Below are 14,487 nucleotides of genomic sequence, written 5' to 3'. Positions count from 1 at the left end.
GAGGTAGGCAAAGTTAGGAATATAAATTCCGTCCGACCATAGCCGGACGGAATTGGGTAAAACGTTAAATTATTGTTCTTCGCCAGCAGGTTCTGTTTCTGAATGAGCCGGAGGAGTCGTCTCAGACTTAGCTCCTTCCTTTCCCTTTTTAGCTCCTTTTTTGGCCTTTTTGTGATGTTTCTTCTTTGATTTCTTTTTCTTACCCTTTTTACCTTTATGCTCGGACTTTGCAGCGCCGGAATCATGAGTTTGAGCAGGTTCGTCGGCAGCTGCATCTTCTGCAGTAAGTCCGTTGAAGCCAAAAAGAGCAATCGCGGAAACGAGTAGGGAAGCTAGAATTTTTTTGAATAGGGTCATAATAGTCTACCTATGCTTAGGTTGTTTTTAATGCCTTACTTTTATTATGATGGAAGGCAAATCAAATCGAATTTAGCGAAAAATTAATTTTCCAGGCGAGAGGGTCGCCATTTTGAAGGAGTCTCGACGGCATCCGTTAGACGATCCAAAAATTTGGATTTCGGTATTTCGTACGCTCCAAGATTCAACGTAACCGGATTCATTTGTTGCGTATCGAATAGAATAAAACCGTCCTTTTTCAATAACTGAAATAAATGATAGAGTCCGATCTTTCCGAAATCGGATTCGAAAGAGAACATCGATTCCCCCGCAAAGAATTTTCCGATTGCCACGCCATAAATGCCGCCGCCCAATCTTCCATCCTCGCTCCATACTTCCAAACTGTGTGCGTAACCTTCCCGATGGAATCTCGCAAATCCGTTCAGAAACGTATCGGTAATCCAAGTTTGTTCCTCCGGGCGGTAGGAACAGCAACGCATAACTTGCTCAAAAGCTCGATTGATCGTGATAGTATATTTTTTTTGTCGAATTTTTCGATGAACACGGCTACTTAAGTGGAGGACGTTCAGATCGAAAATAGCTCGTGGATCTAGAGAGAACCAAAGAAGAGGTTTGTCGGCCCAGGGAAATATCCCATGCGTATAGGCGTATAAAAGACGATCGATACTTAAATCACCACCGATTCCTACCACCTCATCTTTCGTAGTTCTAGGATTGGCGAAAAAATCAGAATAATCGCGAATTTTAGGAATATAGGAATCTTCTCTAGGAAATTCCATGACTCAGGATTCTCCCAGCGAGAAAGAATCCTCAATTCGATAGATGGGCCCTTCGCTACCGCTTCGACTCGAATAAACGTGAAACTCGCTCACTTCGAAAGCTGGAAAATCTATACTTTCAAATTCGTTCAAATAAATCATAACTTTATCTTGGGCTACGTCCCTCAATCTTCCGATCGTTACGTGCGGTATATATTCCCTCTTTTCAACGGAAAATCCGTAGCGTCTGCATCCCGATTCCAATGATTTTTGCAACCCTTGTAGTTCTAAAGATCGATCGACTCCCGCATACAGTATCGACGGGGATTTTTGCCTAAACCAACCTAGTCCATGGAGACTTATTGAGAAAGGTTTTACGATGGTACTCGCACAAATTTCGTGCACTTGTTCGACCTTATCGGAAGAAATCTCACCTAAAAAAACGAGGGTAACATGAAAATTTTCGGGAGAAACCCAACGTGCCCCCTCCAACCCGTAGCAGATTCCGGCTAGGACTTCCCGCGTCCGATCGGGAAGGGAAATACCCAAAAAAATCCTCATTCCCGATCTATCCTCGTCACTCTTCGTATTCCTCTAACGGCATTCGTTAAGATAACCTGATCCGCTCGATCAAAATCTTCCGGCAAAAGATCCGTTTCGGTGACTTTCAATTTACTTAATAATTTCTTTCTATAAACACCCGGGAGAATGCCGGATTTCAAAGATGGCGTGAACCATTTTCCGTGGATTTTTAAAAAAATGGAATGTATCGCCCCCTCTAAGAGAATCTTTTTATCGTTTAAAAAAATCACGTCCAGATATCCCGCTTCGACTGCCTTACGATTCTCCTTTTGGAAAATTTCTCGAACCGTCGTTTTATGCTTACTCAAGGGTTCGACTTCCAAAGCTCTACCGGAAATTAGGATCGGTCCTTCTTTTTTATTTTCTCCAAACGGTTCTAGTTCCGAAGAGAGTCCACCCTTGGCGTCTAAGATCATTCGAATCCGAAAGTTTTTTTTATTTTCCGATTCGCTTTTCTTTCTAATTTCCGTGATGGACTCGTTCCAAATCTCTTCTGAAAACGGAAACCCCAATTCTCGTGCGGATACAATCATCCTTTCCTTATGATCTTGCGAAAAATAAACGGTTCCCCTCTTTGCGATCATCGAAGTAAAAATCGAAAAATTTCCACCGATAGAATTTAAGGATTCCGTCATAAATCTTGCTTTGGCCCAACATTCCTTCCATTCTTCGTGCGGTTCGGAATCGATCGTAATTCCGGCTCCTATGCCCAACCGACCGTCTCTTATTCCCGAAGTTCGTTCTACAAACTCCAGAGTACGGATCGGAATAGAAACCGTTTCGCCGTTCGGTGAAAGAAGGGCAATGGCGCCCGTATAAATACCCCTCTCGCCTTCCAGAGCGGAAATGATTTCAGTCGCTTTTAATTTAGGAGCTCCGGTAATGGAACCGCCGGGAAAAAGAGCTTCGAAAATTTCCGAAAAACCTATTTCCTTTCGTAAAATCGAATGCACTTCGCTTATCATTTGGAAAACGGTGGAATATTCTTCGATCGAAAAAAGTCTAGGAACGTTTACCGAACCGAATTCGGAGATTCTTCCCAGGTCATTCCGGAGCAAATCCGTGATCATTAAATTTTCGGCCCTATCTTTAGGAGAATCAGCCAGCTCTTTTCTCAAACGAAGGTCCTCTTCCTTTGTCCCTCCTCTTGGTCTCGTGCCCTTCATCGGAAAAGTACGAATTTCCCGCCCTTTCCGACTCCAGAAAAGCTCGGGAGATAAAGACAAGATATCATGTTTAGTATTGCTTACCTCGGATTTTCCGATGCTAAACCAAGCTTCGTAAGGAACAAGTTGTGCTTTCCGAAGATCGAAGAAGAGCTTCCCTAGAGAACCCGATTGAGTAAGGTTCAAGGGAAACGTGTAATTAATTTGATATGCGTCACCCTTTTGAAGGAATTGTTTTATCTTCAGAACTGAATTTTCAAATTCTTCAAAATCTAAGGAAGATTCGTAGTTTAGAAAGTAACCATCCTTATTAAAAGAAGTCATCCATTCGACCAAATCCTCCTCTTCCAAGGTCTGATATTCGTCGAAGATTCCGAACCACGCGAGCGGGGAACCGAAATGCAGGTCTTTCTCCACGTATCGATCGTTGTGTAAGAAAACGGACGAGGCTTCGTACGAGAGCCAGCCGACGGCTTGGAATCCGCGTAAGACCTTTAAATCGATTTCTCGGAGGATTTTACGTACTTGACTTCGTCGATTAGTAGTAAGCACTTCTCTCGGAAAAATTATAATAGGTTTTTCTTCCGGAGAAAAGCCTTTCCCAAGAAATACAAAAGGTTGGAAATGATTACGATCGCGCCAATTCATAGTAAGACGGTTAAATTTCCTTTTTTAGAAAGAAGTCCGGTAAATACAGCGAAATGATTTTTCTGCAACCTTTCACGTCCCGCAAAAAAAGTAAGATCTTTTCATCGATAGCAAAAATCTTACTCACCGCCTTCGTATACTTCCTTCTCGCTCATATAGGTTTTTATACGGCCGCATATTCGGGATATGCATCCCCCGTCTGGCCGGCTTCCGGTTGGGCACTTGCCGCATTGATACTATTCGGACGAAAGGCGGCATTCGGCGTAATGCTCGGATCTTTTTTCTATAATATCTCGATCAAATCCGATATTATTTTGTCCACGCCTTTTGCACCCCAGTTTTGGGGAGCCATAATTATAGGGTGTGGGAGCGGTACGCAAGCCCTACTCGGCTCAATTCTCTATCATAAATTTATACCCAATATCGACCTAACACAAAAGACGTCCTTCGTAATTCGCTTTTTATGGTTTGAAACTCTAGTCTGCACGGTCAGTGCATCGGTTGCAAACGCCGGGCTCTATTTATTAGGAATCGTACCCGCAATGGCGATTCCTTCGACTTGGGTCTTTTGGTGGTTAGGAGATTCGTTAGGTGTTTTCTTATATTTTCCGTTCTTCCTCTCCTGGCTGAGACCGGATCGATCTTACGTTAAAAAAACCGCATTAAAGGAAACTTTTCCGGTTATACTCCTATTGCTTTTATTCGCGGCCGTGATCTTTAACGTCTTTCGTATTTACACGTTGGAAGTCGATTTTCCGATTTCCTACTTGCTTGTCGCGATGGTCGTCTGGTCCTCGCTTCAGTTCGGAATTCGCGAATCCTCCCTATCACTCACTTTAATTTCGGGCCTGGCGATTTTTGGCGCGTTTCACGGCTCTTCCCAATTTTTAGCTTCCTCTAGGGAAGTGTCCTTACTCTTATTGCAAAGCTTTTTATCCGCTCTTTCCATTACGTCTTTATTGGTCTTATCGGTAGTTCGGGAGCGAAGAGAAGCCGAACGGCAGCTAATTCTTTCTCATGCAGAACTGGAAAAATTAATCAACGATCGAACACAGGAATTGAGTAAATCCAACGTCTCGTTGGGAAAAACCGAAGCCAGATATAAAGGCCTTTTCGAAAACGTACCTATCGCAATTTTCGAATGCGATTACAGTCAAGTGAAAGCGCTTTTAGATTCCCTTCCGATCATGGGAAGACTGGAATTCTATCGATTTCTTTCCAGGAACTCGTCCTTTGTAAGCGAATGCTCTCGATCCATCCAAGTTATCGACGCCAATCGCGAATCGGTAAAAATGTTTCGTGCCAAATCCAAGCAGGAAGCGTTCTCCGCCTCGAGAAGCATCTATAATATAGAAGAGTCCAGGGAATTCATTAAACTTTTATACTGCATACGACAAGGATCCAGAATTTTCGAATACGACACGTTTTTGATTTCCTGCGATGGAACTAAATTCGAGGCGACTTTGCGTTGGTCTCTTCCTCCGGAATTCGAAAAAACTTTTTCGTCCGTAATCGTGACGGCCGAAGAAATCACCGGAAAGAAAGAAGCCGAACGACAATTAAAGGCCTCATTGCGCGAGAAAGACGTAATGCTAAAGGAAATTCATCATAGGGTAAAAAATAACTTACAAGCGATTTCAAGTCTATTCAGCCTACAGGCCGAATACGTCAACGACCCGAAAATTCATGCGGCTTTTGCGGAAAGTCAGCATAGAATTCAAACGATGGCGCTGATTCATGACGAGTTATACCAATCCAAGGATTTAGGTGATATAGAATTTTCCGGGTATGCAGAGCGTTTATCGGGAAAAATTCGTGCGGCATATAAGATCGAACCCGAAGTATCCTTAAAAATGGAGATGGAACGCTTGAACTTGGAGGTGAGCGTCGCGATCCCGCTCGGACTAGTGTTAAACGAACTCCTCACGAATTGCTTTAAATACGCTTTCCCTTCCGGATTCCGGCCCGAGTCGCGGGAAAGAATGGTCACGGTACGAATCCGAAAAGAAAAGGATTTCGGAATTCTGGAAGTTTCGGATAATGGATTAGGCTTACCGAGCGACCTAGACCCGTTCGAGAGTCCTTCTTTCGGATTAACGCTAGTACAAGTTTTAACGCGTCAGCTAAAGGGAAAGTTAGACTTTTCGAGTTCTGCGGGTAAAGGAACGAGTTTCAGAATTCGGTTTGCAATTCCTTAAGGAGAAAAGTCCTTGCACCCCTCCCGCTTTCGTACGAGTAAGGATTGCTATGAAAGCAAAGTCCCCCAGTCCGATTGCAAATCGTGCGGAAGCACGAAGGGAACAAATATTAGAAGCAGCCTTAGAGGTATTTTCCGAAAAAGGATATCACGAAGCGGGAATTGCCGACATAGCCGGAAAATTGAATATCGGCCACGGAACTTGTTATAGATATTTCAAAAATAAACTCGATATTCTCCATGCAATCGTGGATAGAATTTTATTCGGAATGATCGAAGTGGTCCGAAACGAAAGCCCGGAAAAATCCAACACCCTGGAGGAATATCGGCGGCAGATTCTAAATATAGGCGAGAAATTTTTTCTGCTTTTCGGTAACGATCCTAGACTAGGAAAAATCGTTTTTTTCGATGCCATGGGCTTGGATGAAGCTATTCAAAGAAAGGTCAGGCTCGGAATCGATAAAAGCGCAAAACTGACCGAACTTTATTTGAAGAACGGAGTCAGCAAAGAATTTCTCCGAAAAGATCTGGATACAAGGATCGCATCACAAGCGATTAATGCGATGATGTTCGAAGGTATTCGGATCAGCGTCTCGTCAGGTAAGGATCCCAAATTCGCAAGGCGTTGGATGGAAGAAATGCCTAAACTTATGCTGGAAGGAATGAAAAAAAATTAAGTACCGAACGAATGTCTTTTCGTCCGGTACTTCTTCACAGTTCTGGCAGTTTCTTATTTAGAGGCGATAAAGTCCTCAAAATCCTTTACAGTCCTATCCGGAATTTCCTCCATAGGAATATGCCCTGCTCCTTCATATATTTGGAATCTTGCTCCAGGTAAATCCAGCTTCCAATTTCCGAAGTATTCAAAAGTAAGCCATTCGTCTTTCGTCCCCCACATTACCATGGTAGGTCGTTTGATTCGATTAATTCCCACCGACAATTTCGGATTCGTAAATCTTTCTCGAGCAAGTACGAAAAAGTAATTATATGCCTTGCGATTTCCTTCCCTCATAGACAAGTCCGAATATCTGTCTTTAATTTCCGGAGTGACCTTACTCTTATCTCCGTATACCTGCTCCACACTCGATTCTATCAGAAATTTAGGTAGAATATGCTTTGCGAAAGGACTTACTAATGGATGACTTCCGAACGCAATCATAGGAGGTAAAGGTTGCGCATATCCTGCAGCATCGATTAAGACTAGTTTCTGCACTTTTTCGGGAAATTGAAGGGCGTAATTCCAGGAAATATAACCGCCCATAGAATTACCGACCAAATAAAACTTATCTATCTTTAAAGCCTTCAGAAACTTATTTAGGATCTGAACGGCTTCCACAAGATCTAGTTTGTTGATATCCGAACTCGGCCCGGTCAATCCGTGTCCGGGTAAATCGAGTCTTACGACGCGATATTTGTGCTTTAGCTTCTCATTCCATGCGTCCCAAGTATGGAGAGATGAACAAACTCCATGCAACAAAACGATAACCGGGCCGTTTCCCACATCCCTATAGTGGATGTTAAGATCGTCGATTTTGATAAACTTCGATTCGGAATTCGCATACTTAGACTTCAATTCATCCAAGGGAATGGAGCCCACACCCAAAAATCGACACGAACCAAGTAGCAAAAGAAAAGTAAGGAGAAGTTTCCTTATTTCAAATATTTTCTTTCGATTCACAGGATTACCTCATTAACTAAGTTAACCCATCCAATGATTACATATAAGTCCTTTGAGAAACGTCGGTAAAGTCGATTTTACTTTTATTTCCTCTTTTTCAAATCCGCACCTCTAAATTTTCGATTTCCGCATTGACAAAACTGAATGACATGTCATTCTTTACCCATTCCTTTAGGAGGCAATTGAAATGGTTCAAGTAGACGTTTTTTGGTCGTATGGATTAGGAGCCGGTTATGCGATCGCTGCCGCTAGGCAAATCAGAAAATTACAGGAAGGAGAAACTACTCCGGGAACACTGGCATCGATTTCCCAAAAGCGAAATCCGGTTTCCTTTTGGAAGAACACGTATTTCATAGCGAACCTACTATATTTATCGCTGTTATTCGCGCCATCCGGCCTATACCTTGTTTGGCAGTTCACAAGTTGGGAAACCATGCACGCGGGCGATAAGGGAATGCCCGGCTGGCTTGTGGCTTTATTCGGTTTAACGAATATTTCGCAGGGAATCTTAGGTTTTTGGGTAGTCTGGGCTCTCCTGAAAGCGAGAAAAACTTTCTGGGCATACCTTCAAATTCCTCTCGGTTATTTTGGAATGTTTTTCCTGCTCGTTCATGGGTGGGACGGATCCGGCTATATGAGATTTTTCTCTCCGACCAAGGACGCTTTTCAGAATGATTGGACCTGGTTAACCGCTCAACATTGGCTTTTATCGGACGTTGCCATTACTCTATATGTTATGGGAATTATCCTAATCCCGACTTTAATCGTATCCTTGTTAAAAATCGAGCGGGAAGGATGGGAAACCTCCGTTTCTACGGAGCTTCCAATCGTCTTATCGCCTTCGGCGACAGGATCGACCGTGGCTTTCTTTGCTACGGTCTTTGTGGGTTCGCTCGGTTTTGCGATTGTTTCTAGTCTACTCATCCACCAACTAGGTTGGCTGATCGGTGGACTTTCCTCCGCTATCGCGATCTATCTATTAGGGATCGGAAAGTTCGGGATATTTCCCTTTTTGTATAAGAAGGTTCTCCAAATTCCATCGGAAGAGAAATCGACGCAAACGTTCGCTCGTTCGACCGTCTAAACCGCTATTTTCGCGATTCTTTGAATCGAGAATAATTCAAATCGGCCCTAGTTTAATCACCTAGGGCTTTTTTGTATTCGGCGATGAGAAGATCCGGGTTTTCTCGACCGACCGAAATTCTCACAAGACTCGGATCCAGTCCGACTTCTTTCAAGAATCCTCGACCGGCTTCTGTGGAAACGAGCTCATAGTGCGCCAAATACATATAAAGCATATTTAATGTAAATTCAGTACCGAAACTCGGCCCTTTTAAAAGTTCCAGAGAATTATAAAATTCTTCTAAAGGAATCCCCGGTTCTATAGTGATCACGCCGCAGTGAAGATTTTTGTCCCGGGCGATTTTAGAAAAATTTCCGTGATTTTCATCGGAACCGCTCCAGTGTACGGCTTTGATTTTGGGATGCCTTTGGAAAAACTCCGCAAGAATTGCCGCATTTTTACCGATCGCGGCAACTCTTTCCCGATAACCTTCCACCTCGAATGCCATACGTTGCATATCGCGAATATAAGGCTGTTCGATGAAATCCGGACATCGATCCTTCAATTTTCGAAAATAAGGCGAAGCAGGATTTAAAAAGATCGCTCCCATCATTACGTCCGCGTGCCCGCATGCGAACTTAGTCAAGCTTTCGACAATCACGTCGGCAAAAGGCGATAAATCGACGACCGCCGATCCAGCTACGGAAATATCGGCGACCAAAGGAATTCCGTATTGAGCGAGTAATTCCTTTAACTTAGGATAATCGGGAACCCGTATTAGCGGATTCGTCGGAGACTCCGTTAGAATCGCCGCGACGCGATTTCCTTCTTTCTTTAGGAATTCTTCCAGCTCGGTAAGATCTCCGACTTCGTGAAAAATATGGGAACCCCGCGAATATTTTTCCAATATTCGAATATTATCCACATATAACCAACCGAGTCTAAGCCAAAGATCCTTCCCTTCCGAGGCTCGAATCTCGTCCAGGACCTTGAAGGATGTATAAATTCCGTTCATACCGGAATTTGTGAGAAAGACTTCCAAATCCTTTCCGGGATATAAATTTTTGAGATCCCGGATAATCCGTTTTTCGGCATCCTGTGTGCGAGTTTCTTCCGGAAAGACGGAATCGATGAGTCCTTTTTTGAAGAGATAGTCCTCCGCTTTTCGGGAAGAAACAAGACATCCGGTATGCTGAATAAAAGAGAGTACTTCGCCCTCTTTTTCCTTCCCTGGAGGAATCTTTAACGTAATGATTCCTTCATCTTCGAAAATAACGGCATTCTCTATCTTGAAAAGATTGACAATATGGTCGGCGACTTTTCGGGAATTTAGGATGAATTGAGGGCCCTCGATTCCTTTTGTTTCCCGATTATGATCCAGGATTCGTTCGACATAAGCGTGGGCTATAAACCGAGGATAACCCGCCTTTAAACGGGAAAGAGTTTCGACTCGCTTTTCTTCATAACCAACGACATCGAGAACCTGGGGAAGACTCATCGATACCGCATGAATGTTGGAAAACGGAATTCTTTCTCCGCAAATTCTTCGAAATGATTCTTCTACTTCCCTTAACATAATCCGTCTACCATCGCAAACCCAAGGCCCGAAACCTTCAACTGAATAAACCGACTCCCTTACTGAGTTTGGGATTCCGCCAGTCGCTTTGCTCTATCTTCTTCCGTTAAAGCCCCGATTAAATCATCTAGGTCGCCTTCCATTATACCGGAAAGATTATGACTAGTAAAGCCGATGCGGTGATCCGTACAACGTCCCTGCGGAAAGTTGTACGTCCGAATTCTCTCCGATCGGTCCCCGGTCCCCACCATCTGCTTTTTCAATGCATCCGCGGCGGCTTTCTTTTCCTCGGCTTGCTTTTCTAAGATTCGAGCGCTTAAAATTCGCATCGCCTTGGCTTTATTCTTATGCTGCGATTTCTCGTCCTGACAAGCGACAGCGATGCCGGTCGGAATATGCGTGATCCGTACCGCCGAGTCCGTTGTATTTACGTGCTGTCCTCCGGATCCCGAAGAACGATAAACGTCGATTCGTAAATCGTTTTCGTTGATATTAATTTCGGATTCCTCCGCTTCCGGTAAAACCGCGACCGTCACAGCGCTCGTATGGATTCTCCCGCCCGATTCGGTCGCGGGAATACGTTGGACTCGATGAGTTCCCGCTTCGAATTTAAAAAGATCGTACGCACGATCGTTCTCTAAAGCAAAAACGATTTCTTTTAACCCGCCGATTCCGGTCGGGGAAGAATCGATAATTTCGTGTTTGATTCCCTGTTTATCGGCGTATTTGGTATACATACGATACAGATCGGCAACGAAAAGTCCCGCCTCGTCCCCACCCGTTCCCGCACGGATTTCCACCAAAATATTTTTGCCGGAATTCGGATCGGGAGAGAGCAACATGATCTCCAGCTCTTTTTCGAGAGATTCGATTCGTTCCGAGGCCGATCGTTTCTCCTCTTCGTACATCGAACGCATTTCCCCATCTTTTTCCGTTTTGAGGAGTTCCTCGGCGTCTTTTCTATCTTGAATTAATTTTTGGTACTCTGAAATCTTTTCAAATAAAGGAGTAAGACGAGACCGTTCCTTATAAAGTCGCTTTAAATCTTCCGGATTGGAGGCCGTGGTCAGTTCATCCGAGATTTTAAGGTATTTTTGTTGTATTTTTTCTAGTCTATCTAACATAGAAACAGGTTCCCATTGCCTTAGTACCCTACTCTCTTCCATGGAAAACTATAATTCACTTCTTTCCGAGGTTTCCGATCGAATCCTCTCCCTTCTTTCCGGGTTAAACTCCTATCGAAGTCCATACGCCAAGACGATCGGCGAACCCTCCGATTTTATCGACAGCTTAACGCGGAGGTCGTCAATCCAAACCGCTCTAGCAAGCGCCGCTCTCTCTTTACCGACCGGCGGAATCGGAGCGGTGACGGTGGCCCCGGAAATTTTTTTGGTCCTCCGAATCCAAGGTAAGCTTGTGAAAGATATAGCCGCATTATACGGGAAAGAATCGCAGGTTAGTTCCGAACTAATGGCGTACTGTCTCTTTAAAGATAAAACTTCCTTTTTTAGGAATTTCCTAAAAGAAGTCGGCGCGAGAATACTAGTTAGACCTGCTACATGGGAATTACTCAGCCAAGGAATTTTTCGAGTCGCTACAGCCATGCGTAACTCAAAATCCACGCAGGTTAGAAGGAGAAATTTTTGGCTTCCCCTACTAGGCTCCGCCGTTTCGGGGGGTCTCTCTTACAGCGAAACGCAAAAAATCGCGGATAGAGCACAAAGAGTATTTTCTAAAGAAATCATTTCGGTTCCTTCCGACGAACCTTGGGCGGAGGAAACAGCCTGACCAGCATGAACAATTCCGATTTATTGCGGAGAATTTTTATCCCTGTTCTTTTTTTCCTTTTCATTCTCGCGAATTGCAAAAGTAAGCAGGAAAGCCTGATCGAAGAAATTCAAGGACTTGTGGAAGAGGAAAAATACGAGAAGGCGACGGAGCTATTAAAGAGCTATCTCCTGCATCCTAAATCGGATGATGAAATCCTGTCGGACGAAAAGCCCGAATCCGTCCGTATCGTGGAGCTTTCGCATGATCGAAAACGGTTGGTCTACGTGGAAGATAATAAATTGACCGTAAAGGATCTCTCCGAAGGAAAAACGGAAACTAAAAAACTGGATGAGATTCCGGCTTCGATGGCGGTTTCACTGAATGCAAAATTTGCACTTTCGGAATATCCTATGGCGACGGGCTGCAGATTATTTGCAATTTCTCTAATGGACAATTCCCTGTTTTACGAATCCGGCGCCCAGATTTCCTGCCGCAATAGAGGCGGAATCTCGGACGACGGATCTAAAATTTTTTATTTCGTAGATAATCAATTATATGAGGAACGGACCGTGGAGCCGAGAACTCCGAAACTCGTTTTGAGCAAGGAGAAAATAGCCCCGCCGTTTCCGAATCTAAAATCCAGATTTTTTTTATATCCGATCGGAAAGGATTTTTTGCTGTTTTCGGGAAACGCCGGGTCCTATACGCTTTACTATTTTCAACCTGATAAGAGAAGTGCGGATAAACTCGACCAAGAAGTGATAAGTCCGCTGCTTTATTACGGTCCCGGTGATTCTGCATTTTATTTAGGCGGCACGATCGGCCGGCTCCATTTACGAAGACTTCAGTACGGTAAAGGAAAGCCGAGTGTTACGAAGCTCTTCACGGTAAGTCGAAAAGAATCGAATCCTTGGAAATTAAACGCAAAGAACGAATATCTATCCAACTATTCCGGCAAGGTGCATCTTTGGGGTCCTTTAAGAAAAAGCCAAGTATTGCCGTTGCTTTGCGAAAGAACATGGGTCGTTCATCCCGAAAAAATTCTTTGCGAGACGGAAGTAGGCGGACTCTATCTAACAGGCCTGGAATTTACCGAGGACGACTGGACGCTTTTGAAACTTTACGAAGAAGTTCGAAATAAATGAAATTCTTTAAAGATAGATATTCAAAAGGACCGTTCCTTTCCCGCTTTCTTTAGGCTCGGGAATACCATATCTGGTTTTTATAAAACTCGTTCCCGGTAATCGTCGATCCCAAGCTTTACCGAAGAATGAGATCTCGCCGCTTGTTTCAAAATTCGATTTTGAAATCCATTCCCTAAATTTTCCTTCCTCGGTAGGCGACCCTAAGGCGATCCACCGAGTAACGAAAGTTTTCCTTACGATATCTTCCATCTCGGGAGGTCCGAATTCTTCTCCGTACAAAAATCCGAGCTTGGCAAAATGGAACGGAATCGTCCAAACTTCGGATTCGATCCTATCGGATTGAGAACTTAAATAAGACGATAACGAGCCGTCCTTAAATTTCGTTCTTTTTAACGAGCCGTTATAGAGCTTTCCATCCGGAGTAAAAAGGTAGGATCGTTCTTCCCAATTTCCGGGACCGATCGAAATAAGATCTTCAGCTATTTTCGGAGAAGGAAGTATGATCGAACCGGCAACGATAGTAACGCCGTAAGTTTTCGAAAGAGTGCCGAAAATCCGCCGGTATCTTTCCGCCGAAATCTTAGCCAGAAAATGAGCGATCTCGTCTTCGAACAATAAGCCGTTTCTCAATCCATCATAGGAAATTCTTGTAAAGAAAATCGTTCGTTTCCAGGATCCGATTTCAGACTCCGCCTGAAACACTTCCGAACGCCGTCCTATCAGAAATAAATAATTTCCTATTTCCGGAGGGTAAACGACGACCGTCGATTTATCCAGCCAACCGTTTTCTTTTGCGATAATAAGGGGTTTTTCCAGCCAGGTCCGTAAGCGATCTTCCTTGGAATAATATTCCGGTTTAAATTCCAGTTGGAGTAAGAGAATGTTTCCCGATTTTCGGTTGAATCCCGAAGAATAAGACCCTATCTCGTTCTGAGGCAAACCGGATATAAAATCTTCTTCTCCTAAAGTCTTTCCCGACAAGAGCCAGCCTATTCCGAGAAAAATCGGAATTAAGAAAAGGGAAGCGATTGCATTCCTCCAAAATGGATTCATAGGATACTTCCTCCTAATTCTAATTTTCCGTCGGGTAAAAGAGGGGCATATTCCTTTTGATACAACAAAATCGCATCCAACATATATTCGAAAAACAAACCTCTAGGATCATACGTTTTTACGTCGACCCAAGAAATATAATCATGCTCGTCGGAGAGAACGATTTGCCCTCCCATAAATTCGGCATGGTAGGCAATGATGACGCAGGGATGATTACCGTCACTGACTCGATGCTTGTGTACGAAGATCGGTCTCGGATGAACTTTAATCTCACATCGGTTTCCCATTTCTTCGCTCAGTTCTCGGGAAAGGCTTTCCTGCCAATCCCCGTAGAACTCGTCCTCATTCATTCGTCCACCGGGTAAATCGCCGTATCCTGATTTCCGGTCTCTTAGAATGAGAAGTTCCGATCCTCTTCTTAGAAAAACCTTTTGCGTAATTTGGAAAAAACCGTGCTTGTTCAAAAATTTCCCCTCCAAGGGGACCTCATATCA

Annotated in this window: 14 protein-coding genes; 5 read left to right on the top strand and 9 right to left on the bottom strand. The window is 43.8% G+C overall.

Annotated elements, in window-relative coordinates:
• Positions 1-69 precede the first annotated feature (69 nt).
• The 4 genes from LEP1GSC047_RS18755 to LEP1GSC047_RS18740 form a co-directional block, all read right to left on the bottom strand.
• Positions 70-357: a hypothetical protein gene (locus LEP1GSC047_RS18755; protein ID WP_010416108.1), complete on the bottom strand. Its 288-nt coding sequence runs from the start codon at positions 355-357 to the stop codon at positions 70-72.
• Between the two features lie 83 nt (positions 358-440).
• The gene (gene aat / locus LEP1GSC047_RS18750; RefSeq protein WP_039935798.1) at positions 441-1,100 is read right to left on the bottom strand and encodes a leucyl/phenylalanyl-tRNA--protein transferase; all 660 of its coding nucleotides are present in this window, start codon (positions 1,098-1,100) and stop codon (positions 441-443) included.
• Between the two features lie 39 nt (positions 1,101-1,139).
• Positions 1,140-1,676 carry an RNA 2',3'-cyclic phosphodiesterase gene (gene thpR, locus LEP1GSC047_RS18745; RefSeq protein WP_010416114.1) on the bottom strand — a complete coding sequence of 179 codons (537 nt, stop codon included), beginning with the start codon at positions 1,674-1,676 and terminating at the stop codon, positions 1,140-1,142.
• Complete coding sequence (locus LEP1GSC047_RS18740; RefSeq protein WP_238325617.1) at positions 1,673-3,415, bottom strand: bifunctional chorismate-binding protein/class IV aminotransferase; 1,743 nt, start codon at positions 3,413-3,415, stop codon at positions 1,673-1,675. The genes thpR and LEP1GSC047_RS18740 overlap by 4 nt, the downstream gene beginning before the upstream one ends.
• A 149-nt stretch (positions 3,416-3,564) precedes the next feature.
• On the opposite strand from LEP1GSC047_RS18740, the gene LEP1GSC047_RS18735 reads away from it, so the two are divergent.
• Both LEP1GSC047_RS18735 and LEP1GSC047_RS18730 read left to right on the top strand, forming a co-directional pair.
• Positions 3,565-5,709, top strand: a complete 2,145-nt coding sequence (locus LEP1GSC047_RS18735; protein ID WP_010416119.1) for an MASE1 domain-containing protein — start codon at positions 3,565-3,567, stop codon at positions 5,707-5,709.
• Between the two features lie 49 nt (positions 5,710-5,758).
• Entirely contained in the window at positions 5,759-6,385 is a 627-nt protein-coding gene (locus LEP1GSC047_RS18730) for a TetR/AcrR family transcriptional regulator (RefSeq protein WP_020989032.1), read from the top strand.
• 53 nt (positions 6,386-6,438) lie between these two features.
• On the opposite strand, the gene LEP1GSC047_RS18725 is transcribed toward LEP1GSC047_RS18730, so the two are convergent.
• Positions 6,439-7,305, bottom strand: a complete 867-nt coding sequence (locus tag LEP1GSC047_RS18725) for an alpha/beta fold hydrolase (RefSeq protein WP_238325616.1) — start codon at positions 7,303-7,305, stop codon at positions 6,439-6,441.
• A gap of 268 nt (positions 7,306-7,573) precedes the next feature.
• Here LEP1GSC047_RS18725 and LEP1GSC047_RS18720 point away from each other — a divergent pair, with 268 nt between their 5' ends.
• On the top strand, positions 7,574-8,470 hold the full coding sequence (locus LEP1GSC047_RS18720; protein ID WP_010416129.1) for a hypothetical protein: 897 nt from the start codon (positions 7,574-7,576) through the stop codon (positions 8,468-8,470).
• Positions 8,471-8,522: 52 nt separating this feature from the next.
• On the opposite strand, the gene LEP1GSC047_RS18715 is transcribed toward LEP1GSC047_RS18720, so the two are convergent.
• Together LEP1GSC047_RS18715 and prfA are read right to left on the bottom strand one after the other, a co-directional pair.
• Positions 8,523-10,025 (bottom strand): PLP-dependent transferase, encoded by a 1,503-nt coding sequence (locus tag LEP1GSC047_RS18715; RefSeq protein ID WP_010416132.1) that lies wholly within the window; start codon positions 10,023-10,025, stop codon positions 8,523-8,525.
• Between the two features lie 59 nt (positions 10,026-10,084).
• The gene (prfA, locus tag LEP1GSC047_RS18710; RefSeq protein ID WP_010416134.1) at positions 10,085-11,149 is read right to left on the bottom strand and encodes a peptide chain release factor 1; all 1,065 of its coding nucleotides are present in this window, start codon (positions 11,147-11,149) and stop codon (positions 10,085-10,087) included.
• Positions 11,150-11,189: 40 nt separating this feature from the next.
• Between prfA and LEP1GSC047_RS18705 the strand changes: the two genes are divergently transcribed.
• On the top strand, positions 11,190-11,813 hold the full coding sequence (locus LEP1GSC047_RS18705) for a hypothetical protein (RefSeq protein WP_010416138.1): 624 nt from the start codon (positions 11,190-11,192) through the stop codon (positions 11,811-11,813).
• 5 nt (positions 11,814-11,818) lie between these two features.
• Complete coding sequence (locus LEP1GSC047_RS18700) at positions 11,819-12,940, top strand: hypothetical protein (protein WP_010416140.1); 1,122 nt, start codon at positions 11,819-11,821, stop codon at positions 12,938-12,940.
• A gap of 6 nt (positions 12,941-12,946) precedes the next feature.
• On the opposite strand, the gene LEP1GSC047_RS18695 is transcribed toward LEP1GSC047_RS18700, so the two are convergent.
• Together LEP1GSC047_RS18695 and LEP1GSC047_RS18690 are read right to left on the bottom strand one after the other, a co-directional pair.
• A complete protein-coding gene (locus LEP1GSC047_RS18695; protein ID WP_010416142.1) occupies positions 12,947-13,993 on the bottom strand; it encodes a carbon-nitrogen hydrolase family protein in 1,047 nt (348 codons plus the stop codon).
• The gene (locus LEP1GSC047_RS18690; protein WP_010416144.1) at positions 13,990-14,457 is read right to left on the bottom strand and encodes an NUDIX hydrolase; all 468 of its coding nucleotides are present in this window, start codon (positions 14,455-14,457) and stop codon (positions 13,990-13,992) included. The genes LEP1GSC047_RS18695 and LEP1GSC047_RS18690 overlap by 4 nt, the downstream gene beginning before the upstream one ends.
• Positions 14,458-14,487 lie beyond the last annotated feature (30 nt).

It is taken from the genome of Leptospira inadai serovar Lyme str. 10, from assembly GCF_000243675.2.
Lineage (GTDB): Bacteria > Spirochaetota > Leptospiria > Leptospirales > Leptospiraceae > Leptospira_B > Leptospira_B inadai.
Note: the sequence above shows the minus strand (reverse complement) of the source record. Positions and strands in the feature narration are given on the sequence as shown.

Coding starts and splice junctions, on each gene's coding strand:
- LEP1GSC047_RS18755 (WP_010416108.1), bottom strand. CDS start 357: ATGACCCTATTCAAAAAAATTCTAGCTTCCCTACTCGTTTCCGCGATT.
- thpR (WP_010416114.1), bottom strand. CDS start 1,676: ATGAGGATTTTTTTGGGTATTTCCCTTCCCGATCGGACGCGGGAAGTC.
- LEP1GSC047_RS18735 (WP_010416119.1), top strand. CDS start 3,565: ATGATTTTTCTGCAACCTTTCACGTCCCGCAAAAAAAGTAAGATCTTT.
- LEP1GSC047_RS18730 (WP_020989032.1), top strand. CDS start 5,759: ATGAAAGCAAAGTCCCCCAGTCCGATTGCAAATCGTGCGGAAGCACGA.
- LEP1GSC047_RS18720 (WP_010416129.1), top strand. CDS start 7,574: ATGGTTCAAGTAGACGTTTTTTGGTCGTATGGATTAGGAGCCGGTTAT.
- LEP1GSC047_RS18715 (WP_010416132.1), bottom strand. CDS start 10,025: ATGTTAAGGGAAGTAGAAGAATCATTTCGAAGAATTTGCGGAGAAAGA.
- prfA (WP_010416134.1), bottom strand. CDS start 11,149: ATGTTAGATAGACTAGAAAAAATACAACAAAAATACCTTAAAATCTCG.
- LEP1GSC047_RS18705 (WP_010416138.1), top strand. CDS start 11,190: ATGGAAAACTATAATTCACTTCTTTCCGAGGTTTCCGATCGAATCCTC.
- LEP1GSC047_RS18700 (WP_010416140.1), top strand. CDS start 11,819: ATGAACAATTCCGATTTATTGCGGAGAATTTTTATCCCTGTTCTTTTT.
- LEP1GSC047_RS18695 (WP_010416142.1), bottom strand. CDS start 13,993: ATGAATCCATTTTGGAGGAATGCAATCGCTTCCCTTTTCTTAATTCCG.